This window comes from Actinoallomurus sp. NPDC052274, from assembly GCF_040679475.1.
GTDB lineage: Bacteria > Actinomycetota > Actinomycetes > Streptosporangiales > Streptosporangiaceae > Actinoallomurus > Actinoallomurus liliacearum.
Genome location: NZ_JBFAUT010000023.1, coordinates 54,794 through 79,331, shown reverse-complemented (window position 1 = coordinate 79,331; position 24,538 = coordinate 54,794). Strand labels below are relative to the sequence as shown.

Below are 24,538 nucleotides of genomic sequence, written 5' to 3'. Positions count from 1 at the left end.
AGGCGCTCGCGTCGTGTGGTCATCGCGACCCGGCCCCCTCATCGATCCCCTGGCCCGACCAGGCTAGTCCCGGCGGCCGGCAGGAGCCGTCCGGGGCCGCGTCCCGGCCCCTCCCGGCGGCCCGCCGCGGCCGGTCAGCGCAGGTCGGTGACGTGCACGGCCTCGACCCAGGCGGGCGGGGACGGCGGGTCGGCGCCGATCAGCGCGGCGATGATCCGGGACGACGCCGGCTCCTCGGGCCAGGGGGTGAAGCCGTCGGTCAGCACGATGACGACGCCGGGGCGTTCGGGAAGGGCGAGCGCGGACCGGATCCCCACCCGCATGTCCGTGCCGCCGCCCCCGGCGAGCTCCACCTGCCGCGCGGAGGTCACCCGCGCGGCCGTCTGCACGTCGGCGTCGCAGGCCAGCACGGTGACCCGGTTGCCGCCCACGCCGACCTCGCGCAGCACGCCGGTCACCTCGGCCAGGGCCGCCGCCAGCTCGTCCTCGCCCATGGACCCGGAGGTGTCGATGACGATCGCCACGACGGGCAGAGGTCGGCGCAGGCTCGGCAGCACGACGCCGCGGAGGGCGGCGGTGCGCCGAGACGGGCGGCGATAGGTGTAGTCGACCGCTCCGGCGGCCCAGGCCACCGCCTCCCGCACGGCGCCCGCCAGCACCCGGCGCCAGTCGACCGACGGCTCGAGGACCTGCTCGGCCCAGCGCCGCCAGCCCCCCGGGAGGTCGCCGCGATTGCGGAGGTGGGCGCGCATCGCCTCGGCGGTGTGCCGGCGCAGCGCCTCGGCCTCGACCGAACTGACGCCGCCCGGTCCGTCCGCACCGGAGATCTCCCAGTCCGCCGGCGAGCCGTGGGCGCCGGACCCGCAGTCGGAGCAGGTCACCGACGGAGGAAGGTGGGGAAGGTACGTCTCGAACAGCTCGCCGGTGGCCAGCCCGAAGGAGCGGGGCTCCACCCGGCCGGCCGGCAGCGTCAGCCCGTCGGCGAGCAGGTCGTCGTTGATCTCGCAGTCCTGGGCGACGTTCACGCGCAGCCGGTCCCGCCGGTCGGCGGGGGAGAGCCGGTCGGCGCGGCCGTGGTGGTCGCGGAGCAGGTGCGCCACCTCGTGGATCCACACGCCCGCGAGCTCCGGCACGGGCGTGGCGTCCACGAACGCCGGGGACACGTAGCACCGCCAGTGCCGGTCGACGCCCATGGTCGGCACGCCGGTGCTCGGCACGACCGTCAGCGAGTACAGCGCCGACGCGAGGTACGGCCGGTCGGTCGCGGCGCGGTACCGAGCGGCGAGCAGTTTGACCCGGTCGAGTCCGGCCATGCTCAGGCACCGCCCGGCAGCGCGCCGGACAGCTGGAGCAGGTCGATGAACGCGTCGATGCCGCGGGGCACCGGCCAGTCGGTGTCGCGCAGCACGGCCAGGTCGGCGGCGGCCCGGGCCGCCACGTCCGGCACTCCCGCGTCGACCGCCTTGGCCAGGACCGTCCAGCCCGCCTCCCAGCGCCGGCGGGTGAGGTTCGTCTGCACCGCGGAGACGACGGCGGTGAGGAACGCGAGCTGCCGGTCGCCCCGCTCGGGCAGCGCGAACGCGTCCGGGTCGGCCAGCACGCGGTTCGGGTCCGGGAGGTCGAGCTCTTCGAGGTAGGAGAGCAGTTCCAGGCCGGTGCCGTCCCCCACCGCGCCGACCACGGCGGCGGCGACCGCCTTCTGGTCGGCGCCGGTGGCGTAACCGGTCGCGAGCAGCCGCAACGTCATCTCCCAGGTGCGCGGCGACGGCCAGCCGCGGCCCCGGCCCTCGGCGTCCTCGGGCAGGTGGTGCGTCAGGCCGGGCCGCGCGGTGAGGAACCCGGAGATCGCGCCTCGGGCGCGGGCGACCGCACTGGGCACCCGGCCCGGGTCGACGCGGGGGATCACGACCTCCGGCCAGGTTCCGGCCATGCCGCGCGCCACCGTTCTCGGGTCGTGCGTCCACTGCAGGTGGACGAACCGGTTGGCGAGGGGCGGGCTCAGGTGCCACCCGTCCGCCGCGCTCGACGGCGGATTGGCGGCGGCGACCACGCGGACCGGTTCGGGCAGGGTGAGGCTGCCGACCCGGCGTTCGAGCACGACCCGGAGCAGGGCCGCCTGCACGGCCGGGGGAGCGGAGGACAACTCGTCGAAGAACACGAGACCGCGCCCCGCCGTGGCCAGCCGGACCGCCCAGTCCGGCGGGGCCATCGGCACCCCCGAGGCGGCGGGGTCGTCCCCGATGATCGGCAGGCCGGCGAAGTCGGACGGCTCGTGCACGCTGGCGATCACGGTCTCCAGCGGAACGCCGAGCCCGGCCGCGAGCTGCTGGAGCGCCGCGGACTTGCCGATGCCGGGCTCGCCCCACAGCAGCACGGGAAGGTTCGCGGACACGGCCAGGGCCAGTGCCTCGAGCTGCGGGTTCGCGGCCGGCTCCGTCCGCCGCGCCCCGAGCCGGCGCACCAGGTCGTCGGCGGCGCTCAGCGGATCCCCGGCGGAGGAACGATCGGCGGTGCTCAGGGCATCCGCGGCGGAGGGGCGGCCGGTGGCGCTCAGGGCATCCGCGGCGGAGGGGTGAGCGGCACCGCTCCGGGCATCCGCGGCGGGGCGGTCGGCGGCGGTCGGTTCCTCGGTGGACAGGCGGTCGGCTGCGCTCACGCGTTCTCTTTCTCTTACGACCGGCGCCAGCGGCCGTGGCCGACGCCGGGATGGTCTCGGTCCAGCGCCTCGGCGAGGAAGGCCAGGTCCGTGCGCCTGCACCGATGAATGTGGTCGCGTATCGACGAGCCCCAGCGGTCGGTGACGTCGAGCCGCGCACCGGCGTCCAACAGCGCCCGTACGACCGGGACCGGGGCGGAACGGCACACGGCGAGAAGCAGCGGGGTGCTCCCGTCCTGGTTCACGGCCTCGATCCCCGCCCCGGCGGCCAGTAGCGCCCGCACCAGGTCGGGCGATCCGTCGCCGCTGACCGCGGCGTGCAGCGGGGTGGAGTCGTAGTGGTCACGGGCGTCGATGTCCAGGCCGGCCGCCAGGAGTCGCGGCAGCAGCCGTTCGTGATCGAGGAGGTGGAGCACGTGCAGCAGCGTGCGCCTGCCGCCGTCGCGGATGTGCGGGTCCATCCCGGCGTCCAGGAGCCGCAGCACCCCCGATGTGTCCCCGTGCGCGGCCCGGGCGAACAGCTCGCGCCGCTGCGCTCGCAGGGCCTTCGGCAGCCGGCCGGTACCGGACCGCACCACCGGCAGCACGGCGAAGCAGCCGGTGACGGCGCCGCCGAGCGCTCCCAAGGCGCGTTCCCGCCGTCGCTCGTCCTCGTCGTGCGGGATGTGGAGCGTCCCGTCCCGGAAGGCGGCGACGTGCCATTCGCCGCGGCACCGGACCCGTACGGGGGCGGGGACCTCGGGGCCCGGCGGGCCGATCGGGCCGCCGGAGTCCGCACGGCGAGGGAACAGCGCGGCGCGGACCAGCGGATGGAGGTGGTCCGGCTCGGTGTCGCCGTGCCGCAGCGCGTCCAGGTCCGGCAGCCGCCGCCAGCAGGGCTCGGGCAGGACCGGGACCCCCTCGGCGTGCTCGCGATCGACCACCCAGGCCCGCAGGCCGCCATCGTCCTCGACCTCCACCAGCAGGACGCAGCGCCAGTCGTGCACGGACGGCACCTGGAACCGGCGACCGAAGCCCTGGTCGGCCCGCCGCCGGATCTCCGGTCCGAGACGGGCCAGGGCGAGGGGGACCCTCTCCAGCATGGCCGACGGCCGGGTGTGCGGCGGGAATTGGCCCGGCCGCTCGGTCGAAGGGGCCCAGCGGGTCCGGTGCCGGGAGGCGTCCAGCCGGATCCCGGCCACGGCGAACGCCGCCTCCACCTCGCCCGCCTCGTGCAGCAGGGTGACCCATTCGGTGTGTCCTGCCGGGTCGCCGGGGCCGGGGTCGGCGGCCGGCAACGCCAGGGGAGCACCGTCCGCCTCGAAGAACGGCGCGCGCTCCGAGCCCCCGCAGCGCGCGAGCAACTCGCCGGCGCGGCGTGCGTCCCACAGCTCCCGGATCAGGGTCCAGTCGTGCAGCAGCCACGGGTCCTCCGGCAGCCACGGCCTTCGTGCCCGGTCCTCGGACCGGACCGGGCCGAAACGCAGCACGAGACGCTGCGGCGCGAGCGCACTCGGCGGCGTGGTCACGTGCAGCAGGGCCGGCGCGCCCGTGGACCGGTCGCCGTAGCCGCCGAGCAGCACCTGCTGGGCGGCACGGATCGTCGTCTGCGCGTAGGGGCCCCGGGGGACGTGCCAGCGCAGCAGGTCGGGGGCGAAACTGAGGAGGTCGTCCTCGAGTTCGGCGGCGATGGCGGCGCCGTACTCGTCGGCCACGTCGGCGAGGTCGAAGGCGACGTCGACGTTCGCGGCCGCGCAGGCGCCGCGCCAGTCGCCGGCGAGCCGGCGTTCGGTGGCCTGCTCGATCATCGACCGGGGCACGGCGTACCGCCGGATCCGGCGCAGGCTCCCCGCCTCATCCGGCGGATAGGACGCCGACCGGGCGTGGCGCCGCCGGGCGGGCCGGGGGACGGGCGTGCTGATGGCGTTCACCATTCCTCGGTGAGCTCCGGATGTTCGCGCTCGATCCGCTCGACGAGGAAGTCCAGGTCGTCGCGGACGTGCAGGTCGAGGAGCCGGTGGATCGACATCTCCTCCTCGTGGACCTCGCCCTTCAGGTCGATCCGGGCGCCGGCGGCGAGCAGCGCCCGCACCAGTGCCGGCGAGCCGTCTCCGCAGATCGCCGCGAACAGCGGCGTCCGCCCCTCCACGTCGCGCGCGTCGATGTCCACGCCCGCGGCCAGGAGCCGGGCGAGCAGACCGTCGTGGTCGAGGAGGCTCAGCCGGTGCAGCAGTTCGCGGCGCTTCGGACCCACGCCCCGGACGTCGACGCCGGGGTCCAGCAGATGCAGCAGGTGCAGCAGGGTGCGCCGTCGGCCGTCGCGGATCCGTGGGTCGACACCGGCGTCGAGCAGCTCGATGACTCCGGGCAGATCTCCGTGCTCCACCCGGGAGAACAGCTCCCGACGCTGGTCGCACAGCGCCTTCGGCAGCCGCCCGGCGCCGGACGTCCACGTCTCCCGTACGGCGAAGCAGCCGGCGATCGCGCCGCCGAACGCCCGCATCGCGCTCTCGCGCCGCTGCTCCTCTTCGTCGTGCGGGATGTGGAGGACGCCCCCGCGGGAGGACACCTCGTGCCAGGCGTCCCGGCAGCGCACCCGGACCGGGGCGGGTGGCTCCGGGCCGGGCGGGCCCACCGGGCCGTCGGCGGCCGCGCGGCCGGGGAACAGCGCCTCCCGTACGAGCGGATGCAGCCGCTCCGGCGGGGTGCCGCCGTCGCGCAGCAGGTCCAGGTCGGGCAGGCGGCGCCAGCACGCCTCGGGCAGCACCTCGGCGTCGTCCGGCTCCCGGCCCCCTTCGTTGGCGACGACGCGGGCCCGGACCTGCGAGGGACCGGCCTCGAAGATGACGGCGGCGTAATGGGTGTACGGGATCCAGAAGCGGTCCCGTCCCGTCCGCTCCGCCAGTCTCCGGATCTCCGCCTCCAGCCGCGTCAGGGCCAGGGGCATCCGCTCGAACACGTCGAGCGGTTCGACCTGCTTGACGCTGAAATAGGGGTCGATCTCGACGGGTTCGGCGTCCAGGGCGACGCCCGCCGCGGCGAAGGCCGCCGCGACCTCGCCCCTCTCGTGCAGCAGGGTGACCCACTCGGTGTGCGCCGCCGGATCGGCGCGGCCGGGGTCGGCGGCGGGCAGCGCCCGGGGAGTGCCGTCGGCCTCGAAGAACGGCGCCCGGCCCGCGTCCCCGCCACAGCGTTCGCGCAGGTCGCCGGCGTGCCGCACATCCCACAGGTGCCGGGCGGTGCTCCACCGCTGGACGAGGCCGTGCCAGAACGCGCAGTAGGAGACGTCGGTGTCCAGGAAGACGTAATCGGCCGACGCGTGGCCGAAGTCGAGGGTCAGCCGCTGCGGGCCGTGGACCATCCAGCGCGGCGTCCGGACGAACAGCGAGCGGAGCGCGGAGGAGGGGGCGCCGGGCGGCGTCCCCGGCGCACTGAGGACGATCAGCTGGTCGGGGACGATCGTCGTACGCCCGCGGTCCAGCCGGGGCAGGTGCCAGCGCAGCAGGTCGGGGGCGAGGTTGAGGAGGTCGTCCTCGAGTTCGGCGGCGACGGCGTCGCCGTACTCATCGGCCACGTCGGGGAGGTCGAAGGCGACGTCGACGTTCGCGGCCGCGCAGGCACCCCGCCAGTCGCCGGCGAGCCGCCGTTCGGTGGCCTGCTCGATCATCCAGCGGGGCACGGCGTACCGCCGGATCCGGCGGAGCCGGGACGCCTCGTGCGGCGGATGGGACCGCGACGGTGGCCGGGGCGGCAGCCCCGGGACGACGGCGGAACTCACCGGTACAGGCTCGCGATCGCGTGCACGTCCGGATGAGGCCCGGACACGATGGGCCGCAGCCGGGGCACCAGGGCGCGCTTCACCCGGCGCGGCACCCCCGGCCCGAACCCGACGAACTCCAGCCGGGTGTCGTCCGGAACGGCGGCCAGCACGGCCTTGGCACCATGGCCCGTGATCCCCGTGTGGCGCAGGTCCAGGCGGCGCAGCGGGCTGCCGGGCAGCGCGGCGGCCAGCGTCGCCGCGCCCGCGTCACCGGTGACGTTGGCAGGCGCTCCCAGGGCGCGCTCGGACGGCGGGCGTCCCAGGTCCAGCGCCTCGACGCCGTGGAGGGCGTCGGCCAGCGCCCGCGCGCCGTCCGGGCCGATGCCGTTGCCGCCGAGGCCGAGGGACACCGGTCGCGCCGGGTCGGCCGCCGCGGCGAGCGTCGCGGCGCCGCCGTCGCCGAGGTGGTTGGCCGGGGCGTACAGTTCGCGGACTCCCGCCTCACGGACCAGCGCGGCGAGGGTGTCCGCCGACTCGGGACCCAGCCCGTTGCCGCCGAGGAACAGCCGTTCGACCGGCGTCGGCCGCTCGGTGAGCGCGGCCAGCAGGGCCCGCAGCCCATCGACGGTGAGCCCGGTGTTGACCAGGTCCAGCGTGCGGATCGTCGTGTTCCGGCGCAGCATCGCGGCGAGCGCGCGCACGCCGGCGTCCCGCACCGGGTTGCGCTTCAGCCACAGGGCACGGACGGTGGTGTCGTCGGCCAGCCGGTCGGCGAGCGCCTCGGTGCCGGTCGCGTCGATGCGGTTGCAGCCGAGGTACAGCGTCCGCAGGCCGTGCCCGGGGACCAGCGCGGCGGCGACGGTTCGCGCTCCCTCGGTCCCGATCGCGTTGGTGCCGAGCAGCAGGTGCGCGGCGTGCGGCGAGGCCGCCGCGACGGGGAGCAGCAGGGCCGCGCCCGCCGGGCCGAGGCCCTGCTTGCACAGGTCGACCCGGCCGTCCGGGCGTACGGCGCCGAGCGGAAAGGTCTCGTCGGCCGTCACGGGGGCCGGGGCGGCGAGCCGGTCGAGCAGCGGTGCCAGGTCCGCCGGGTCGGCGGGCGGCACGTCGGGATGCTCGATCGCGGGGCAGCGTACGGGCGTCGGCTCCATCTTCACCAATCCACCGGTCGGTAGTCCTTCAGGAACAGGCCGGACAGCCGTTCGCCGCCCACCCCGCGCACGATCGGGTCGTAGACGCGCGCGGCGCCGTCGATGACGTCCAGCGGCGGACGGAACCCGGCCTCGCGCTGGGCGAGCTTGTCCGGATGGGGGCGTTCGTCGGTCACCCAACCGGTGTCCACGCTGGTCATGTAGATGCCCGAGGCCGCGTAGTCGGCGGCGGAGGTACGCGTCAGCATGTTCAGCGCGGCCTTGGCCATGTTCGTGTGCGGGTGACGTACGGTCTTGAACCCGCGGGAGAAGCTGCCCTCCATCGCCGAGACCTGCACGACGTAGCGGTCCGGCCAGGGAGACGCCTCCAGCAGGCCGCGCAGCCGGGCCGTCAGCAGGAACGGCGCGAAGGAGTTCACCATCTGGACCTCCAGCCACTCGGCCGGGTCGACCTCGTGCAGCCGGAGACTCCAGCTGTTGCGGTCGCGCAGGTCCAGCGGCTGCCCGGTCTCGTCCGTGCGACCGGACGGGAAGAGCGCCTCGATCGCATCGCCCCTCGTCTTGATCGCGTCTCCGGACGCGGCGCGGGCGGGGCCGGTCGCCGGCACCGCCGCGTCGGCGAGTGGCGCCGAGCCGTCGGGCGCCGGGAGCCCGGACGCCGCCGCGCCCGGCAGGGCCGACACCTCGAACGCGAACCCGGCGGCCCGCCGGGCGTCGGTCACGTCGATCCGCGCGGCGAGGCCGGTCAGCGGGACGTCCTCGGCCTCGCGCACCGCACGGTGGTACGCCGCGGGCCGGCGGATGGTCTGCGCCGCGTTGTTCACGAGGATGTCGAGGGAGGAGAAGCGGTCGTGGACGGAGTCCAGCAGGCGCGCGACGGCGGCCAGGTCGAGCAGGTCGACGCCGTGGACGTGCAGCCGGTCCAGCCAGTCGGCGGCGTCGGGCACGGCCGCGAACCGGCGGGCGGCGTCCCGGGGGAAGCGGGTGGTGACCAGCACCTCCGCCCCGTCGCGCAGCAGTTTCAAGGCCAGCTGGAAACCGATCTTCACCCGGCCGCCCGTCACGACGGCCCGGCGGCCGCGCAGGTCGCACCGGGCGTGGCGGCGGGCGGAGTTCTCCTCGGCGCAGGCCGCGCACAGCAGGTGGTACTCGGGATGCACCTGCCCGTACGAGGCCTTGCAGACGTAGCAGCGCCGGGTGCCGGCCAGTGGGCGCGCGGGCCGTGCGGACCGCTCCTCCACCGGATCGGGCCCGGACGAGGGGTCCTGATCGTGGAACCGCGCGGACGCGGCCATGGCCTCGCGGTCCTGGCGTCTGCGGTCGGCCCGGCGTATCGCCTTCCGCGCCTTCTTGTCGGCCTGATAGAGCTGCGCGGCGGCCTCGCGGACGGCGGCCCAGCGCGGATCGTCCGGGTGCGTCCCGCGGGCCTGCGTGAGCACCCGAAGGCAGGCGTCGAGCTCGGCGTCGCCGGGGCCGGTGCCGGACCCGGCCCACGCCTCGGTCAGGTCCGGATCGACCACCACCACCGACACCCCCGCCGAGCGCATGACGAAAAGGGGCAAGGCCGGCCGGATTCGAACCGGCGTCCTCCAACCCGCTGTAAGGCGCGACGACCTCTGCGCTACGGCCTTGCCGTGGGAGAGCGTAGCGAACGTCCCGGACATTGCAGGAACGGCTCGCGATTCCCGGCCTTCCCCGCGAAAAGGCCACGGCGCGGGGGTCGTTCCCGCGCCGGCTTCGGGCGGGTACGGGCAGCCGGGGCAGGCAGGACGGGACCGGAGCGGCCGAGGCGGAGCCGGCCGGAATCGAACCGGCGTCCTCCCGCTTTGGCGTCGGGCGCGACGACCTCTGCGCTACGGCTCCGCGGAGCGAGCATAACGGACACGGGGCAGGGCCGACCGGAATCGAACCGGCGTCCTCCCGATGTGCAGTCGGGCGCGACGACCTCTGCGCTACGACCCTGCGGGAGCGAGCGTAACGGATGCGAGGCCGCGTCGTTCGCTGCCGTCGCGAGCGTACGGAGACGGGCAGCCGACCCCTCGTGGAGGGCCGGAGTTCAGCCGTCGGACATCGTCTGGTCGTCGACCTGCACGACTCTGGGACGTCCAGGGGAGACTCCGGCCGCGGCCGGACGGCGAGACGGGGGTCGGGTGAGCACCCGGATGCTGCCGCGACCGGCCGATCGGGCGGTGCCGAAGCCGGCCGACCTCATCCGCCGTCCCGCCGTGTGGCTGGTCGCCGTGGCCGTGGCCCTGACCGCGGTGGAGTTCGCCGTCGTCGTACGGCACGGCGTCGTCGGCTGGGACGAGGCCCTCTACATCACCCAGGTGAGCCCCCGGACCCCGGCGGCGTTCTTCAGCGCGCCCCGGGCGCGCGGCATCACGTACCTCATCGCGCCGGTCGTGTGGGTCACGGGGTCGGTCGTCGTGCTCCGGGCCTACCTCGCCGTCGCCGGAGCGGCCGCGATCGTTCTCGCGTACACGCCCTGGCTCGCGGTGACCTCCCGCCGGGCCGTCGTGCCGCTGGCGGCGCTCCTGTTCAGCGGGCTGTGGGTCACCGGCTATTACGTCTCCGAGGTCATCCCGAACTTCTGGGTCGCCGTCGGGGGAGTGGCCCTGGCCGGCTGGTTCGCGCGGTACGTCGTGACGGGCGGCCGGGGTGCCCTCGTGGGGGTCGTCCTCGCGGGGGCCGTCACCACGCTCATGCGGCCGGGGGACGCCTTCTGGATCGCGCTGCCGCTGCCGGTCGCGGCGGTGGCGGTGCGGAGGTGGCGGCGTCCGGCCCTGATCGCCGCCGTCGTCGCCGGCCTCGCGCTCGGCGCCGCGCAGTGGATCGCCGAGGCGTACCTGCGCTACGGCGGACCGCTCGCGCGGCTCAGCAGGTCCAGCGCCATCGAGGGCGGCATCGCCTGGCATCCGCGCGGGCTGCTGTACGAGCTGTCCGCCGTGAACGGGCCATTGCTCTGCCGTCCCTGCGGGGTCGGCGTGCAGCGCCCGGGACTCACGCTCTGGTGGGCCGCCGTTCCGCTGCTCGCCGCCGGCGGCCTGGTGCTGGCGGCCCGTGCCCGCGCCGTGGGCCCGGCCGCGGTCGCCGCCGCCTGCGGCGTCTCGGCGGCCGTGCCGTACCTGCTGCTCCTGGGATACGCCGCGCCGCGGTTCCTGCTACCCGCGTACGCGCTGCTGGCGCTGCCCGTCGCCGAGTGCCTGACCCGGCTTCCGGCGGCCGTTCCCCGTCTCCGCCGGCCGCTGGCCGGGCTGATCGTCATGGCCCTGCTGGCCCAGCTCGGCTCCCAGGGGATGGCGCTGTCCCGGCAGGCGCGGGAGAACGCGGCCGAGCGCCGGACGTACGTGCGCGGCGCGGCGGCGCTCGAACGACTCGGGCTGCGCCGGCCGTGCCTGCTCAGCGGACCGCGGTCGGTGCCGGTCGCCTTCTACCTCGGCTGCGGGACCGGGGAGACCGGCGGCGTTCTCGCCTCGACCAGCCCCGCGCGGCTGCTCGAGACCGCGCGCCGGGAGCCGACGGGGATCCTGTCGCCGGGCGCGCCACCGCCCGGCTACGCCGCCACCTGGGTCGCCCACCCGCTGTCCGGGCTCGGGCGTCACTGGCGGGTCTATCTCCCGCCCTGGTTCACGCCGTCGCGCTGAGCGGGCGCGGACGCGCGGCCGCATCCGGCCGTCCCGGCCCCTGGGGGCGCTCCGGCCATTGTCGGCGGCAGATGATCACTTTACCTTCAGTGTCAGAAAACGCTTTCTTCCCTGGAAAGGTGGGCGTATGCCGAACACACGGAGGCGCGGACCCGCAGGCGTACGGGCCCTGGTCGCGACGGCCCTGGGCCTGGCGTCCGCCGTGGCGGTCGCGCCGGCGGCCGTCGCGGCCCCGGCTGCTCCGGCCGCCCCGCCCCGGCCCGCGGCGCACGCCGGGCAGGGCTGGGTCGGAGCGTGGGAGGCGTCACCCGCCGTGGGCCTGTCCTCGCCCATCGGGGCGGAGTCCGGCTCCTCGATCCGCGAGGTCGTGCACCTCAGCGCGGGCGGCGCGGCCGTGCGGATCCGGCTGTCCAACCGCTTCGGCACCGCTCCGCTGACCCTCGGCCACGTCACGGTCGCCGTACGGGCCGCGGACGGCGCGCGGGCGGTCTCCGGAACGCTGCGTGAGGTGACCTTCCACGGCGCCCGGTCGGCGACCGTCCCCGCCGGCGCCGACGTCACCGCCGATCCGGCCGTCCTGCCGGTACGGCCCGGCACCGACCTTCTCGTCACCGCGTACCTGCCGGTCGTCTCCGGGCCGGTGACCACGCATCCGCTCGCCCAGCAGACCTCCTACTACGCTCCCGGCGGCGACCACGCCGGTGACGTCTCCGGGGACGCCTACACCGGCACGTTCGGCAAGTGGTACTACCTGACCGGCGTCGACGTGTTCGACCCGCCGATGCGCGGCAGCCTCGTCACCCTCGGCGACTCGATCACCGACGGCGCCGACTCCACCGCCGGGGCGAACCACCGCTGGCCGGACTACCTGGCCCGCCGGATCCAGACGCTGCCGTTCTCCCGGCGGCTGGGCGTGCTCAACGCCGGGATCAGCGGCAACCGGTTGCTACTGGACGGCGGATCGTACGGCGTGAACGCGCTCGCCCGGTTCGACGAGGACGTCCTGTCGCGGGCGGACGTCCGCACGCTCATCGTGCTGGAGGGCATCAACGACATCCAGCAGAGCCCGCACCAGACCGACCCCGCCAAGATCACCGCGGCGTACGAGACGATCGCGGCCCGCGCCCACGCCCACGGCATCACGGTGATCGGTGCGACGCTCACGCCGTTCAAGGGCTGGTCGGTGTACGACGACACGCTGGAGGCCACGCGCGAGGCGGTGAACACCTACATCCGCAGCAGCCGGATCTTCGACGCCGTCATCGACTTCGACGCGGCCACGCGCGACCCGGCCGACCCCCTCGCCCTGCGCCCCGCGTACGACTCCGGCGATCACCTGCACCCGAACGACGCGGGCTACCAGGCCATGGCCGAAGCCATCGACCTGACCCGTCTCTGAGGCTCCCGACAGGGGCGGACGATCCGCTCTGCTCGGTGAAGGCCGCCGCCGGCGACCTGACGCGGTGGTTCCCGCGCATCGGCGGCGGCGGTCACCGAGCCTTCGGCACCCGGCGTGCCGCTCCGCGCCGCCGGCCTCGCCGAGGACGGCGGCGCGGACCAGGCGGTCAGAACCGGACGCCGGGCAGCTTGTCAGGGTTGCGGATCGCGTCGATCGCGGTGATCCGGCCGGCGTCGACGGTGAACGCCATGACGGTGAGCACCCCGGCCGGGTCCCGCAGGACGAGCCCGGGCGCGCCGTTGACGTCCGCGATCCGTACCTCGACGGACGGCTGGGCGGTGAACCCCACCAGCAGGCGCGCGACCTGCTCGGCGCCTCCCTCGACCCGGCTCACCGCCGGGACCTTGCCGCCGCCGTCGCCCCGCATGGTGACCTCGGGGTCGAGCACGCCCACGAGCCGCTCCAGGTCGCCGCCCTGACAGGCCGACATGAACGCGGACACGAGCTCCCGCTGTTCGTCGTACGTCGGCGGGAACCGCGGCAGGCCCTCCTCGACGTGCTTCCGTGCCCGCGAGGCGAGCCGGCGCACCGCCACCGGCGTACGGCCCACCACCTCGGCGACCTCGTCGAAGGGAATCCCGAACACGTCGTGCAGCAGGAACGCCGTCCGTTCCGCCGGGGACAGGCGCTCGAGCACGACCAGCAGGGCCATGCTCACCGTTTCGTCGAGCGTCACCCGGTCGGCGGGATCATCCGCGTGGGCGTCCTGGACCAGCGGCTCGGGCAGCCACGGACCGACGTACCGCTCGCGCCGGACGCGCGCGCTGCCCAGCGCGTCCAGGGCCAGCCGGCCGACGGTGGTCGTCAACCACGCGGGCAGCTCACGGATCGTGGACGGGTCCTCGAGGCGGCGCAGCCGCAGCCACGCGTCCTGCACGCAGTCCTCAGCCTCGGCCAGGGACCCGGTGGTCGCGTACGCGACGCTCAGCAGGCGCGGCCGCTCCGCTTCGAAGGCCCGGGCGAGGTCCTCCTGCGTCCACCGGCCTCCGGCGGGCATGTCACCGTTCCTCGGCGCTCCGGTCACGACCGCTCTCCTCCAGCCACAGCGCATCTCATGTTCCAGGGACGACGTACCGCGCCGAAGTGTGACATGAGGACCGGCTCACCGAGGATCCGGCACGGCCTCCCGCGAACCGGCCGGCGGAGACGAGACCGGGTGGCCGTCCCGGAAGCCGTGGGCGCGGGCTGCGAGCACCACCAGCAGGACCGGTGCCATGAGCACGAGGACGCTCCAGGGGAACGCCCCCGGGCCGGACCGGGCGAGCAGGAGACCGCCGACGATCCCGCCGCCGGCCATGGCGACGTTCCACAGGGTGACGAGCATGGCCTGGGCCGCGTCACCCTGCTCACCGCCCGCCTGGCCCGCGGCGGTCTGCAGGAGGGTCGGAACGCCTCCCCAGCCGAGGCCCCACAGGGCGCTCGCCGCGTACACCGGCGCGGGATCGTCGGCGAACAGCGCGAGGACGGTGGCCGCCAACGCGACCAGGAGCGTGGCGGCGATGGTGAGAGTGCGCAGCCGCCGGTGGATGTGCACACCGACGACCCAGATGCTCACCAGGGACGCGATGCCGAACACCAGCAACACCAGGTCGGTCGAGGCGCCCATCCCGTGCCGGTCGAGGAACGTGGCGATGTAGGCGTAGAGGATCGTGTGGGCCAGGACGAACACCAACGTGACGACCAGGACCGCCGCCACGCCGGGAACGCGGAGCGCGCCGAGGATCGGAGTCCGTTCGTGCTGCCGCAGGCCGGGATGGTCGGGGACCGACGCGGTGATCCACGCGATGAGGACGACGGTCAGCGCGGTCATGCTCCAGAACGCCGTCTGCCAGCCGAGCGCCTTTCCCACGAAGGTCCCGGCGGGCACTCCCAGCGACAGGGCGATCGGGATGCCGGCCATGGCGATGGCCATCGCCCGGCCCTGAAGGTGGGCGGGGGCCAGGCGGCGGGCGTACCCGGCCAGCAGCGCCCACGCCACGCTCGCCGCCACCCCCGCCACGAAGCGGGCCGCCATGGTCAGGGGGTAGTTCGTCGAGACGGCCGTGACCGTGTTGGCGACGGCGAATCCCGTCATCGCGGCCAGCAGCAGCCGCTTGCGCCGCCACCCCGCCGTCGCGGAGGTCAGCGGAATCGCGGTCGCCGCCGTGGCGACCGCGTAGACGGTCACCAGCTGTCCGGCCGCCGACTCGCTGACGTGGAGGTCCGCGCTGATGCCGGGGAGCAGACCGGCGGGGAGCGTCTCGGTCAGGCTGGTGATGAACACGGCCGTCGCCAGCGCCAGCAGCGGGGACAGCGGGAGGCGCCGGCCTTCGGTCTGATCGGCCGGCGGAGCTGCGTCATGGAGAGACATGCCCGTATGCTCAAACCTTCACATTGATGTGATGGTCAACTCGGGATCCTGTGAGGTGGCGCACATGCGCATCGGAGAGTTGGCGGAACGCACGGGCACGTCGAGGCGGCTGCTGCGCTACTACGAGGAGCAGGGTCTGATCGTCTCAGCTCGCTGCGCGAACGGCTACCGCGACTACGATCCGCGCTTCGTCGACCGGGTCATCCAGATCAGGGGGCTCCTCGACGCGGGCCTGCCGACGCGGATCATCAAGCAGATCCTGCCCTGCCTCGACAAGCCGAGGTCCATCCACTTCCCGGACGCGACCCCGGAGATGATCGCGACACTCGAGCGCGAACGCGACCGGATGACCGAGCGCATCACCTGCCTGATCCGCAACCGGGACGCCATCGCCGAGTACCTCGATGTGGTCCGCGGCGACGCCCCTTCCAGCGCCGACGCCGCGTCCTGACCGCCTCAGCCGACGCGTACAGCACCGCCCTGCCCGCTCACGCGTAGCCTCATCCGGTTGTGCGTGGCCTCATCCAGCCAGGCGTGTCCTAAGGCGGTCGCGCGTGTTCTCAGACGGTCGTGCGCGGCATCATCCGGTCAGGCGTGTCCTCAGGCGGGCGACGGGGCGCAGGTCCTCGCTTCGCAGCGCGTACCGCTCGTCGAGCGAAGCGGTCCTGAGCAGGCGCGCGGTGATCTCACCGCGTTCCGCCTCGCCGCCGATCGGCAGCACGTCGGCGTGCACCCGGCGCGCGGTCGCGCCGGCGTCGATCCTCTCCCGGAGCCGTGCCGCCTCCGCGGCGTCGTCCGCGCCATCGGTGACCACGGCGACGGCCGTACGGGAGCCGCCGTCCTCGACCTCCATCGTCACGCCACCGGTGCCGCACAGGTCGCGTACCCGCTCCGACGCGGTCTCGGCGGCGCGCACGAGGACGATGTAGTCCCCGCCGTCCCGCAGGTAGTCCACGGCGAACGGATAGAGTCGCGGGACCTCGCCGACCTCCGTCAGGCGAGCGGTCGGCGTGCCGTCGAACCGGTACGGCAGGATTCGGCCGCGAGACATCCGGAACACCACCCGGTTGACGGCTCCGAGGAGGTGGACCGCCGCAGCGTCCAGCAGATAGCCCATATCGTGCCCTTCAGGTCCGCCCGGTCTCCTACCGTAGCCCGGCCCCCAGCCGGTCCGGATGATCACGTCGGGACGCCGGCCACAGCGATCCGTGTGGGTTCGCGGTGGCTCAGCCGTGAGGCGGCCGTAGCGCTCGGTGAAGCCGCTGAGAGCGGGCCTGTTATCGGGACGAATCACCCGGCAGGGCAGGCTTTCGCCGAGCGTTGTGCTCGCCTCCGGGCGCGCGGTGCCGTCATCGGGTCGTGGAGCCCGACTTGCTCGAGCCGCGGAGTCACCCAGCCGGATCGATCAGCCACTGTGACGTCGGTAGTGACGTGGCAGACCCGGCAAATCGGTCATTGACCCGTCAACCTCGACGGCAACGAGACCACGACGACGGCAACGAGACCACGACGGCGCCGTGACTGCGCCGGGGCACGGTGACAACGACGGTGGCGAAACGAATGCTCGGTGAATGGCGTAGCCGGGCGGCGACTTGGGGCGTTCGCTCCGGGTCCGCGATCAGGATTACCGAGCCTTGTGCGCGTTCGCGTGCCCGTCCCCGCGCACACCGTGGCCCGGTGACGCCTGCGGCTTCGTGCGCGGTGCCGCGCTCACGAAGGGTGACGGCGCTTGGGCCTCGGCGGCGGACCGTGCAGCCGGTCGAGCGCAACCCGGACGGCGACGCGCCCGGCCATCCGAAAGGACGCGTCGCGCGAGTCCACCTCGTGGACGCGCAGGTGCCGAAGGACGACCGCGACGGCCAGCGGCACGTCCGTCACCTTCTCCGCCAGTTCCTGCCGTATCCCCTCCACCAGCGCGGCACGGAAACCGGGCAGTTCGGATCGGAAGTGGTCCTCCGCGGTGGCACCGTTGGCGACCTCGAACGCGAAGCCCTCCTCCCACGGCTCAAAGTCGACGATCACCTCCGCGAAGTCACTTGGACAACTCGTCTGGTGAAAGTAGCGCGCCCGCACGTCTCGGATCGGGCACGGCGGGAAGGTCACGACCTGCGGCTCCATGACACCGTTTTACCGGGTCAGCGGATCGCGACACGCTCCATGATCACTGGCATCTACTGATGATAGAGAGCCGCGATGGCCAGTGATCTGTGACGCGCAGCCGGTCAGGCCACCACCAGGGACGTCACTTCGACACAGTTTCCCTCGTTAGATCCACTGTGTGTGCTTTTGAGCCAGGTGGCAGTAGCGAGATCCAGTTGGTTCATGTCTCTGACGCTATCTCCTTGAGAAGCTGAAGCGAAGAGGCTTCGTCAAGGGCCGCCCCTTGGAAGTAAGTGAAGATCCTCTTGTAAGCGGCGACCGTCGTCTCGTCTTCCACGAACGTGCTTTGTGTGAAGTCCTCGACAACGGTCACGGTAAGCCGACCAGGTGATCGGAGTGACAGGATATGGAACGGGCCGGCGATGCCGAGGTGGGTATTGGCGGAGAAGGGCAGCACGCGCAGCCCTGTCAGGCCAGTACTGGATACCTCGATGAGGCGCTGGAGTTGACCACCCATCGTCAGGCTGCCACCGACCTGCTGACGTAGCGCGGCTTCCCCGATCACTACTTCAAGGGACGGCGGGTCGGACTTCCCAAGGACCCGTTGCCGTTGCATCCGGAATCGCACTAGCTCGGTGTTATTGCGAGTTGGACTACGGAGCCCGGCCCTCATCAGCGCGTGCGCGTAGGCTTCGGACTGAAGGAGTCCAGGGATGACGTTCGGCTCGAAGTTGCAGATTCGTTCCGAATCGCCTTCCAGGCTGGCGAGGTCGAGAGCTGCGGCTGAGATACGCCCTTCGTAAGCACGCACCCACTGCTTGCCGCGGTCGTGATTCGCGAGGTGAAGGAGTGACTCGCGGAGGGGGCCGGCGGGGACGCCGTAGAAGTCGAGGAGGTCGGCGAGTTCCTGGGGGTCGATGGAGTGCAGGCCGTTCTCCAGGGTGCTGAGCCAGCTCTTGGAACGGCCGTAGCGGCGACAGGCCGTTTCGATGGTCAGCCCGTTCTCTTCGCGGGCCTTGCGCAACGCGGAGCCGATCCGGCGTAGTCGGACGGAGGGCGCTTTCGCGAACGGCATCCATCAATGATGTCACCCTCGGTCGCGAAATGTGCGCGCTAAGTGTCATTGCTGATGTTCGGTCGCCGCACGGAGCAGCGACGGCCCCGGGCGGCCGGGACGGCTGCCCGGGGCCGTGCTCGACGCGGTGCTGGAGGAGGTGCGGTCAGACTTCGATCAGGGAGCCGTGCTCGTCTCTGCGGTCGGCGGTCTCGTCGTCGAACCACACGCCGCCGGTGGCCAGGTAGCGGAACCGGTGGACGCCGGGGGAGAGGATCACCGAGACGGTGCGCCTGCCATGACGCCGCCTGATGAGCTCGTGGCGGCCGGGCTCCCAGTCGTTGAAGTCGCCGACGACGCTGACGACGCCGTCGGGCTGGTCGGGGGGAAGGCTGAAGGTGACACGGGTCTTGCGGCCGAACAGCCGCGAGCGCCTGAGCATCGAGTTCCTCGCACAGGTGTCGATCAGAGGGGGACTCACAGCATGGCGTGCCCGAAGGCGGACGGCGCGGACGACACGGCGTGTAACGCAGAATTCACGCGATCGATCCTCCGGGCGCGGTGTCAGAGGGCGCAGGGCAGTCGGCTGATCCCGTTGATGAAGCTCGTGCGCTGCCGGACGGGCGGGGCGGTGGCGTGGATGGCGGGCAACCGGGTGAACAGTTCGCGCAGCAGCACCGTCATCTCGCGGCGGGCGAGGTGCGCGCCGAGGCAGAAGTGCGGACCGGGCCCGCCGAACCCGACATGGGGGTTGGGTGTCCGGGTGATGTCGAAGACGTCCGGGCGGTCGAAGACGGCCTCGTCGCGGTTGGCCGAGTTGTAGTACAGGACGACGCGGTCGCCGGCCCGGTAGGTGTGACCGAGCAGGTCCACGTCGCGGGTGACGGTGCGGCGCATCCAGGTCACCGGCGTGGCGTACCGCACGACCTCCTCGACGGCGCCGGGCAGCCGGGCGTCGAGATCCTCCATCAGCAGCGCCCGCTGGTCGGGGTGGTCGGTGAACAACGTCAGGGCGTGGCTCAGCGCCGTGCGGGTCGTCTCGTTCCCCGCGATGACGAGGAGCCCGAAGAACCTGCCCAGCTCGCGTTCGGTCAGTGACTCGCCGTCGACGTTCGCGGTGACGAGGGCGGTGACCAGGTCGTCCGACGGCCGTGCCCGGCGCTCCTCGGCGAGCCGGCCCATCAGGCGGTGCAGGTAGGCGAACCGCTCGGCGACCATCGAGATCCGGTCCCGTCCGTCGGGGCCCACGTAGTCGGGGTCGCCCACCCCGATGATGAGGTTGGTGGCGTCGATCACGCCGTCGTACTCCGACTCCGGGATCCCCATCATCGCGCAGATGATCGTGAGCGGCAGGGGCATCGCCACCTCGGTGACGAAGTCACACGGCCCACGCTCGACCAGCCGGTCCACGATGTCCCTGGCGACCAGCGCGACGTCGTCCTCGAACTTCTTGATCATCCGGGGCGTGAAGGCGCGGGAGACGATCCGGCGCAGCCGCGCGTGCCGGGGGTCGTCGATGCTGATCATGGATCCGGTGAACTCGCTCAGGGCGGGTGGCGGGTCGTCGAGACTCGTCGCGGTCGGCTCGGAGCTGAAGACCTCCGGATTCCGGCTGACCTCGATGATCTGCTCGTGCCGGGTCAGCGCGAAGAACCCGTTCACCGGCTGCGCCGCGTCCGGTGCGTAGTCGACGAACACCGGACGCCCGGTGGCCCGCAGCGCCGCGAACGCCCGCTCGCGCTCGGCCTGTGGCCGCCCCCAGAACTCCAGACGCGCCAGGTCCGCCCCGTACGTCATCGCTCATCGCTCCCCGGGTCGCCGATCCGCTGACACCCACGGTAAGTCACGGTTGCTGTCGCTGTCATCGATCCCGCTTCGTCCGGGTTTTACGGAAAGGGCCGCTCGGTTACCTGGACGTCACGGCGCTGACCGCAGGGCGCAACGCGGGTTCCGCAGAGTGGCCCCCATGGGATTGAAGATCAGGAACGGCCGATCGTTCGACCGCGTCGGTGCCCCCCACGGTCACGGCAGGCGGGCCTGGCGGCGCGAGGCCGTCGAGTTCGCTGCGCTGTTCGTGGCGGCGGGCATCGCGCACCTGTTCTCCACGGCGCTGGGCCATCGCCGGTCCGGCGCCCTCATGCTCGTCGTGCTCGGCGGTGTCCTCTGCGCCATCGTGTCGGCGCACATCTGGCTGACGCACCGGCGTGACCACCACGGGCGCCCCTCGTCCTCGCGGACCGACCCCGCACCGGAGGCCGCTCTTCCGGCGGCGCGGCTATGGCGGGTACGGGCGCGGGTGCGCGAGACGCCGGGACAACTCGCGGCGCTGGCCGCCGCCACCGCCGCGCTCGGCGGCAACATCCTGTCGCTGAGCACCCAGTCCGACACCGACGGAACCGTCGACGAACTCCACGTCCAACTGCCCGAGCCCGTCACCGCGCCCACGCTGGTCGACGCGCTCACCGCGGCGGGCGGCCGGTCGGTGCGGGTCCGCCCGGCCACCGTGCGGGAACTCGTCGATCCGGTCACCCGCGCGCTCCTGCTGGCGTCCTGGGCCGGCGAGGACCCACGTCGGCTGCCGGTCGCCCTGGCGGCGCTCCTGGAGGCCCGTCTCCTCCCGGACACGGGCGACCGCGTCGACCGGGTCGAACGGGAGACGCTGTCCCTCACCACTCCGACCGGCGACCGGGTCCGGCTGCACCGGCCCGGCCTGCCGTTCACCGCGACCGAGACCGCACGCGCGCTGGCCCTGCTCGGCCGCGCCCACCGGTCCGCGCCGGCCCGGCCCGCCTGAACCCACCGCGCTCAGCCGCGCACGGCCCGCTTCGCCGCGACGGCCACCGCGCCAAGCCGCGTACGGTCCCGACCGCATCGACCGGTGACATCGGCGGGGCGTACGGCTCCGACGGGGCGCGTGCGGGGTGGCGCGGTTCAAGCTCGCGACATCGCCGAGGCCGCAGCCGCCCTGGAGAGCTGAAGGGCCCGACGATGTCGGGCCCTTCAGCTGGGGGCTTGTCCGCGCCGCGGGTCCGCCCGCATCGCGCCTGTGCGGTCAGCCGTGTCCGGCTTCGGCCAGCCGGACGACCTCTTCCAGACAGTCGGCCGGGGAGACGGAACCGCCCTCGGCGTACGCGGCGGCGAACTCCGCCTCCGGGAGCGCGGCGCGGACCCGCGCCGTGGCGCGGTCGACGTGGTCGCGTTCGGCGGGGCCGGCGGTCAGCCCGGAGGACCGGCGGAGCGCGGCCGCCGTGCCCAGCAGGCGCGCGGCCCGGGCGGGGTCACCGGCGAGGCCGAGCGCGCCGGCGGCGCCTTCGAGGGCGCCCGCCGTGTCGCGGGGCGCGCCCATCCGCAGCGCGGCGGCCAGGGCGTCCCGGTGGAAGACCAGGGCCGTGGCCGCGTCGCCCCGGTGCTCGGCCACGAAGCCGAGGCCCGTCTGCAGCATCGGCAGGTGCAGCGGCGGCACGGTGTCGGGGTCGTCCCGGGGCACCGCGCGCAGCAGGGTCTCCAGGTGCTCCTCGGCGACATCGAGGTCGCCCTCGCGCAGGGCCGTGTAGCCCAGTGTGGTCCGCGCGAACACGGCGGCCGGCTGGTGACCCTGCTCGAGGGCGAGCCGCAGCGCCCGCCGCCCGTACTCGCGTGCCGACGGGTACGCGCCGCGCATCATCGCGGTCCAGCCGAGCCAGGTGAGCCGTACGGCGACGTCCGGCCAGAGCCGCAGTTCCTCGGCCGCGGCCAGCCCCCGCCGCTGCAGTCGCTCCGCCCGCTCGTGGTCGCCGGTCAGCTCGGCCAGGGCGCCGAGCCACTCAGAGGCCTGCAACTGGCCCCAGCGGTCACCGAGCTCGGTGAAGAGGCGCGCCGCCCGTTCGGCCTCGCCTTCCAGCACCGCGAGCTCGCCACGGGCGTGCGCGTGCTTCGCCTTGAGGATGAGCGCGGCCGCCCGCCCCCACCGGTCGCCGGCCGCGTCGAAGCCGGTGAGCGCCCGGTCGAGCAGTTCCTCGCCGGCGGCGGGATCCTCGACCTCGCCGGCGGTGAAGGCCAGGAACCACTGCGCCCGGGCCGTCGCCGCCGGGTCGTCGTCGGCCGTGAACAGCTCCAGCGCCGCCGCCCTGCGGGCGGCCCAGTCGGTCCGGTCGCCCTGCAGCAGGGCCAGGCCGGCGCGCCACGCCAGGGCCCTGGCGCGGTGCGGCCGCGCACGGCCGGGGTGGTCGAGCGCGAGGGCCGCATCGAGGGACCGCCGCGCCTCGGTCAGCCTGCCGCGCAGGAACCAGTACCACGCCAGCGCGTTGACGAGGCGCAGCGCCGACTCGGCGTCCCGGTCGGTCACCGCGCCATCGAACGCGGCCCGCAGGTTGGCCGCTTCGGCGTCGAGGACGTCCAGCCATCGGGCCTGGTCGGGCCCGTAGAGGTACGGCTCGGCGCGCTCGGCCAGCTCCGTGTGGTGGCGACGGTGCCGGCGGCGTACCCGCTCGTGCTCGCCCGCCTCCGCGAGCCGGTCGGCGCAGTAGGCGGCCACGGACTCCAGCAGGCGGTAGCGCGGCCCGTCGTCGCCGTCCTCGGCCATGACGACGAGCGACCGGTCGACGAGGCGCACGAGCAGGTCGAGCACCTCCTCGGCGGGCAGGTCGGGCCCGGAGCAGACGGCCTCGGCCGCCTCCAGCGCGCAGCCGTCCGCGTGGACGGCGAGCCGGCGCAGGACCGCGCGCTCCGGGTCGGACAGCAGCTCCCAGCTCCAGTCGATCATCGCCATGAGGGTTCGCTGCCGCTGTGGCGCGCCCCGGTGGCCGGTGGCCAGCAGCCGGAACCGGTCGTCGAGCCGGGCGACCAGGCCGTGCACGCCCAGGGCCCGCATCCTCGTCGCGGCCAGTTCCAGGGCGAGCGGGATGCCGTCCAGCCGCCGGCAGAGCACGGCGACGGCCGGCGCGGTCTCCGCGTCCAGCCGGAACCCGCGCGCCGCCGCCGTCGCCCGGTCGACGAAGAACCGCACCGCGCTGAACTCCGCCAGCGCGGCCGGATCCGCCTCGTCGGCCCGCGCGGGGATCCGCAGCGGCGGCACGCTCCACACGACCTCGCCGGTCAGCCCGATCGGCTCTCGGCTCGTGGCGAGGACGCGCAGGCCGGGCGCCGCCCGCAGCAGCCGGCCGGTCAGCTCGGCCACCGGCTCGATCAGGTGCTCGCAGTTGTCCATCACCAGGAGCAGCCGCTGCGCCGAGAGCGCGTCGGCGAGCCGGTCGACCGGCGCGACGGGGCGCCCCTCGCCTGCGGCGTCCCGGATGTCGAGCGCGCGCAGCACCACGTCGGCCAGTGCGTCCGCCGCCTCGGGCGCGGTACCCGACGGCCCGGACACGCCCGCCAGCTCCACGAGCCACGCTCCGTCGGGGAGGTCGTCGACCAGCCGGCCGGCGGCCTCGAGCGCCAGCCGCGTCTTCCCGACGCCGCCCGGCCCGGTGAGCGTGACCAGCCGGTCGGTCGCCAGCCGGGCGCGTACCGCCGCGAGGGCCTCGTCGCGGCCGATCAGCTCAGTGGCCGGCGCGTGCAGGTTGGTCCGCGGCCGGCGCGAGGCACCGGCGCGCGGGGGCTGCGGCGCCTCCAGCTCGGGGTCGTGCTCGAGGATCGCCCGGTGCAGGGCGACCAGGTCCGGACCGGGATCCAGGCCCAGCTCGTCGGCGAGTTCGGCGCGCAGCCGCTCATAGCTCTCCAGGGCCTCGGTCTGCCGCCCGCCGCGATACAGGGCGCGCATGTGCGCGGCGCGGAGGCGCTCCCGGAGCGGATGCGCGGTCAGCAGGTCGCCGAGCTCGCCGACGAGCGCGCCGTGCTCGCCGAGGGCGAGCCGGACCTCGGCGTGGTCCTCCAGCGCGGTGAGCCACTGCTCCGTCAGCCGGGCGACGGTCGCCTGCGCGAACGCCTCGTCGGCGAAGTCGGCGAGCGCCGGGCCCCGCCACAGCGCCAGCGCGTCGGCCAGGGCCGCCGCCGTCTCGGCGGGCTCGGCGGCCGTACGCGCCCGGCGGGTCAGGGTCTTGAACCGGTGCGCGTCCAGCCGGTCGTCGTCGACCGCGATGAGGTACCCCGCCGGACGGGAGACCACCAGGGCGCGCGCTCCCGGCTCGGCGTCCTCCAGGACGCGCCGCAGCTGGGAGACCTTGGCCGACAGCGCGCCGGCGGGATTGCCGGGCAGCCGGTCGCCCCACAGGTCGTCGATCAGCCGGTCGGCGGGGACGGGCCGCCCCGCGTGCACCAGCAGATCGGCCAGTAGTGCCCGTACCTTCGCCCCGGGCACCGGCACCGGCCGTCCCTCGTCGGTCCACACGGTCAGCGGGCCGAGCATCCCAAAGCGCATGAGCGGCACGATAACCGCAGACGTTCCGTCGTGCCGTCATCCGGACACAGGCCG

19 protein-coding genes and 3 tRNA genes are annotated in these 24,538 nt (G+C 74.1%); 4 read left to right on the top strand and 18 right to left on the bottom strand.

The window, feature by feature from the left end:
• Positions 1 to 134 precede the first annotated feature (134 nt).
• From AB0K82_RS20965 to AB0K82_RS20925, 9 genes are all read right to left on the bottom strand, one after another.
• Complete coding sequence (locus tag AB0K82_RS20965; RefSeq protein WP_364399133.1) at positions 135 to 1,313, bottom strand: VWA-like domain-containing protein; 1,179 nt, start codon at positions 1,311 to 1,313, stop codon at positions 135 to 137.
• Between the two features lie 2 nt (positions 1,314 to 1,315).
• Positions 1,316 to 2,656 (bottom strand): AAA family ATPase, encoded by a 1,341-nt coding sequence (locus AB0K82_RS20960; RefSeq protein ID WP_364399131.1) that lies wholly within the window; start codon positions 2,654 to 2,656, stop codon positions 1,316 to 1,318.
• Positions 2,657 to 2,670: 14 nt separating this feature from the next.
• Entirely contained in the window at positions 2,671 to 4,569 is a 1,899-nt protein-coding gene (locus tag AB0K82_RS20955) for an ankyrin repeat domain-containing protein (RefSeq protein WP_364399129.1), read from the bottom strand.
• Positions 4,563 to 6,413, bottom strand: coding sequence for a hypothetical protein (locus tag AB0K82_RS20950; RefSeq protein ID WP_364399127.1), 1,851 nt, complete (start codon positions 6,411 to 6,413; stop codon positions 4,563 to 4,565). Before AB0K82_RS20950 ends, AB0K82_RS20955 begins: the two co-directional genes overlap by 7 nt.
• Positions 6,410 to 7,543, bottom strand: a complete 1,134-nt coding sequence (locus AB0K82_RS20945) for a gala protein (RefSeq protein WP_364399125.1) — start codon at positions 7,541 to 7,543, stop codon at positions 6,410 to 6,412. The genes AB0K82_RS20950 and AB0K82_RS20945 overlap by 4 nt, the downstream gene beginning before the upstream one ends.
• 2 nt (positions 7,544 to 7,545) lie before the next feature.
• The gene (locus tag AB0K82_RS20940; protein WP_364399124.1) at positions 7,546 to 9,105 is read right to left on the bottom strand and encodes an SDR family NAD(P)-dependent oxidoreductase; all 1,560 of its coding nucleotides are present in this window, start codon (positions 9,103 to 9,105) and stop codon (positions 7,546 to 7,548) included.
• Positions 9,103 to 9,174, bottom strand: a tRNA-OTHER gene (locus tag AB0K82_RS20935). Before AB0K82_RS20935 ends, AB0K82_RS20940 begins: the two co-directional genes overlap by 3 nt.
• 159 nt (positions 9,175 to 9,333) lie before the next feature.
• Positions 9,334 to 9,406 (bottom strand) — tRNA-Trp (locus AB0K82_RS20930).
• Positions 9,407 to 9,432: 26 nt separating this feature from the next.
• A tRNA-Cys gene (locus AB0K82_RS20925) sits at positions 9,433 to 9,505 on the bottom strand.
• A gap of 188 nt (positions 9,506 to 9,693) precedes the next feature.
• Between AB0K82_RS20925 and AB0K82_RS20920 the strand changes: the two genes are divergently transcribed.
• Complete coding sequence (locus AB0K82_RS20920) at positions 9,694 to 11,187, top strand: hypothetical protein (protein ID WP_364399122.1); 1,494 nt, start codon at positions 9,694 to 9,696, stop codon at positions 11,185 to 11,187.
• A 127-nt stretch (positions 11,188 to 11,314) separates the two neighbouring features.
• Positions 11,315 to 12,586: an SGNH/GDSL hydrolase family protein gene (locus tag AB0K82_RS20915; protein ID WP_364399120.1), complete on the top strand. Its 1,272-nt coding sequence runs from the start codon at positions 11,315 to 11,317 to the stop codon at positions 12,584 to 12,586.
• A gap of 166 nt (positions 12,587 to 12,752) precedes the next feature.
• Here the strand turns inward: AB0K82_RS20915 and sigJ are convergent, their stop codons facing one another.
• Together sigJ and AB0K82_RS20905 are read right to left on the bottom strand one after the other, a co-directional pair.
• On the bottom strand, positions 12,753 to 13,670 hold the full coding sequence (sigJ, locus tag AB0K82_RS20910) for an RNA polymerase sigma factor SigJ (protein ID WP_364399118.1): 918 nt from the start codon (positions 13,668 to 13,670) through the stop codon (positions 12,753 to 12,755).
• 78 nt (positions 13,671 to 13,748) lie between these two features.
• Positions 13,749 to 14,996: an MFS transporter gene (locus AB0K82_RS20905; protein ID WP_364399116.1), complete on the bottom strand. Its 1,248-nt coding sequence runs from the start codon at positions 14,994 to 14,996 to the stop codon at positions 13,749 to 13,751.
• A gap of 64 nt (positions 14,997 to 15,060) precedes the next feature.
• Here AB0K82_RS20905 and AB0K82_RS20900 point away from each other — a divergent pair, with 64 nt between their 5' ends.
• Positions 15,061 to 15,447, top strand: a complete 387-nt coding sequence (locus tag AB0K82_RS20900) for a MerR family transcriptional regulator (RefSeq protein WP_364399114.1) — start codon at positions 15,061 to 15,063, stop codon at positions 15,445 to 15,447.
• A gap of 129 nt (positions 15,448 to 15,576) precedes the next feature.
• Here AB0K82_RS20900 and AB0K82_RS20895 read toward each other — a convergent pair whose 3' ends face one another.
• The 6 genes from AB0K82_RS20895 to AB0K82_RS20870 all read right to left on the bottom strand — a co-directional run bounded on the left by AB0K82_RS20895 (position 15,577) and on the right by AB0K82_RS20870 (position 19,947).
• On the bottom strand, positions 15,577 to 16,113 hold the full coding sequence (locus AB0K82_RS20895; RefSeq protein ID WP_364399112.1) for a hypothetical protein: 537 nt from the start codon (positions 16,111 to 16,113) through the stop codon (positions 15,577 to 15,579).
• Between the two features lie 593 nt (positions 16,114 to 16,706).
• A complete protein-coding gene (locus AB0K82_RS20890) occupies positions 16,707 to 17,114 on the bottom strand; it encodes a hypothetical protein (RefSeq protein WP_364399110.1) in 408 nt (135 codons plus the stop codon).
• 104 nt (positions 17,115 to 17,218) lie between these two features.
• On the bottom strand, positions 17,219 to 17,320 hold the full coding sequence (locus tag AB0K82_RS20885; protein WP_364399109.1) for a DUF397 domain-containing protein: 102 nt from the start codon (positions 17,318 to 17,320) through the stop codon (positions 17,219 to 17,221).
• Positions 17,317 to 18,171, bottom strand: coding sequence for a helix-turn-helix transcriptional regulator (locus AB0K82_RS20880; protein WP_364399107.1), 855 nt, complete (start codon positions 18,169 to 18,171; stop codon positions 17,317 to 17,319). Before AB0K82_RS20880 ends, AB0K82_RS20885 begins: the two co-directional genes overlap by 4 nt.
• Positions 18,172 to 18,316: 145 nt before the next feature.
• Entirely contained in the window at positions 18,317 to 18,592 is a 276-nt protein-coding gene (locus AB0K82_RS20875) for an isoamylase early set domain-containing protein (RefSeq protein ID WP_345363197.1), read from the bottom strand.
• 122 nt (positions 18,593 to 18,714) lie between these two features.
• A complete protein-coding gene (locus AB0K82_RS20870; protein WP_364399105.1) occupies positions 18,715 to 19,947 on the bottom strand; it encodes a cytochrome P450 in 1,233 nt (410 codons plus the stop codon).
• Between the two features lie 169 nt (positions 19,948 to 20,116).
• Here AB0K82_RS20870 and AB0K82_RS20865 point away from each other — a divergent pair, with 169 nt between their 5' ends.
• The gene (locus AB0K82_RS20865) at positions 20,117 to 20,944 is read left to right on the top strand and encodes a hypothetical protein (protein WP_364399103.1); all 828 of its coding nucleotides are present in this window, start codon (positions 20,117 to 20,119) and stop codon (positions 20,942 to 20,944) included.
• 258 nt (positions 20,945 to 21,202) lie between these two features.
• Here AB0K82_RS20865 and AB0K82_RS20860 read toward each other — a convergent pair whose 3' ends face one another.
• The gene (locus tag AB0K82_RS20860) at positions 21,203 to 24,484 is read right to left on the bottom strand and encodes a BTAD domain-containing putative transcriptional regulator (RefSeq protein ID WP_364399101.1); all 3,282 of its coding nucleotides are present in this window, start codon (positions 24,482 to 24,484) and stop codon (positions 21,203 to 21,205) included.
• Between the last annotated feature and the right edge of the window lie 54 nt (positions 24,485 to 24,538).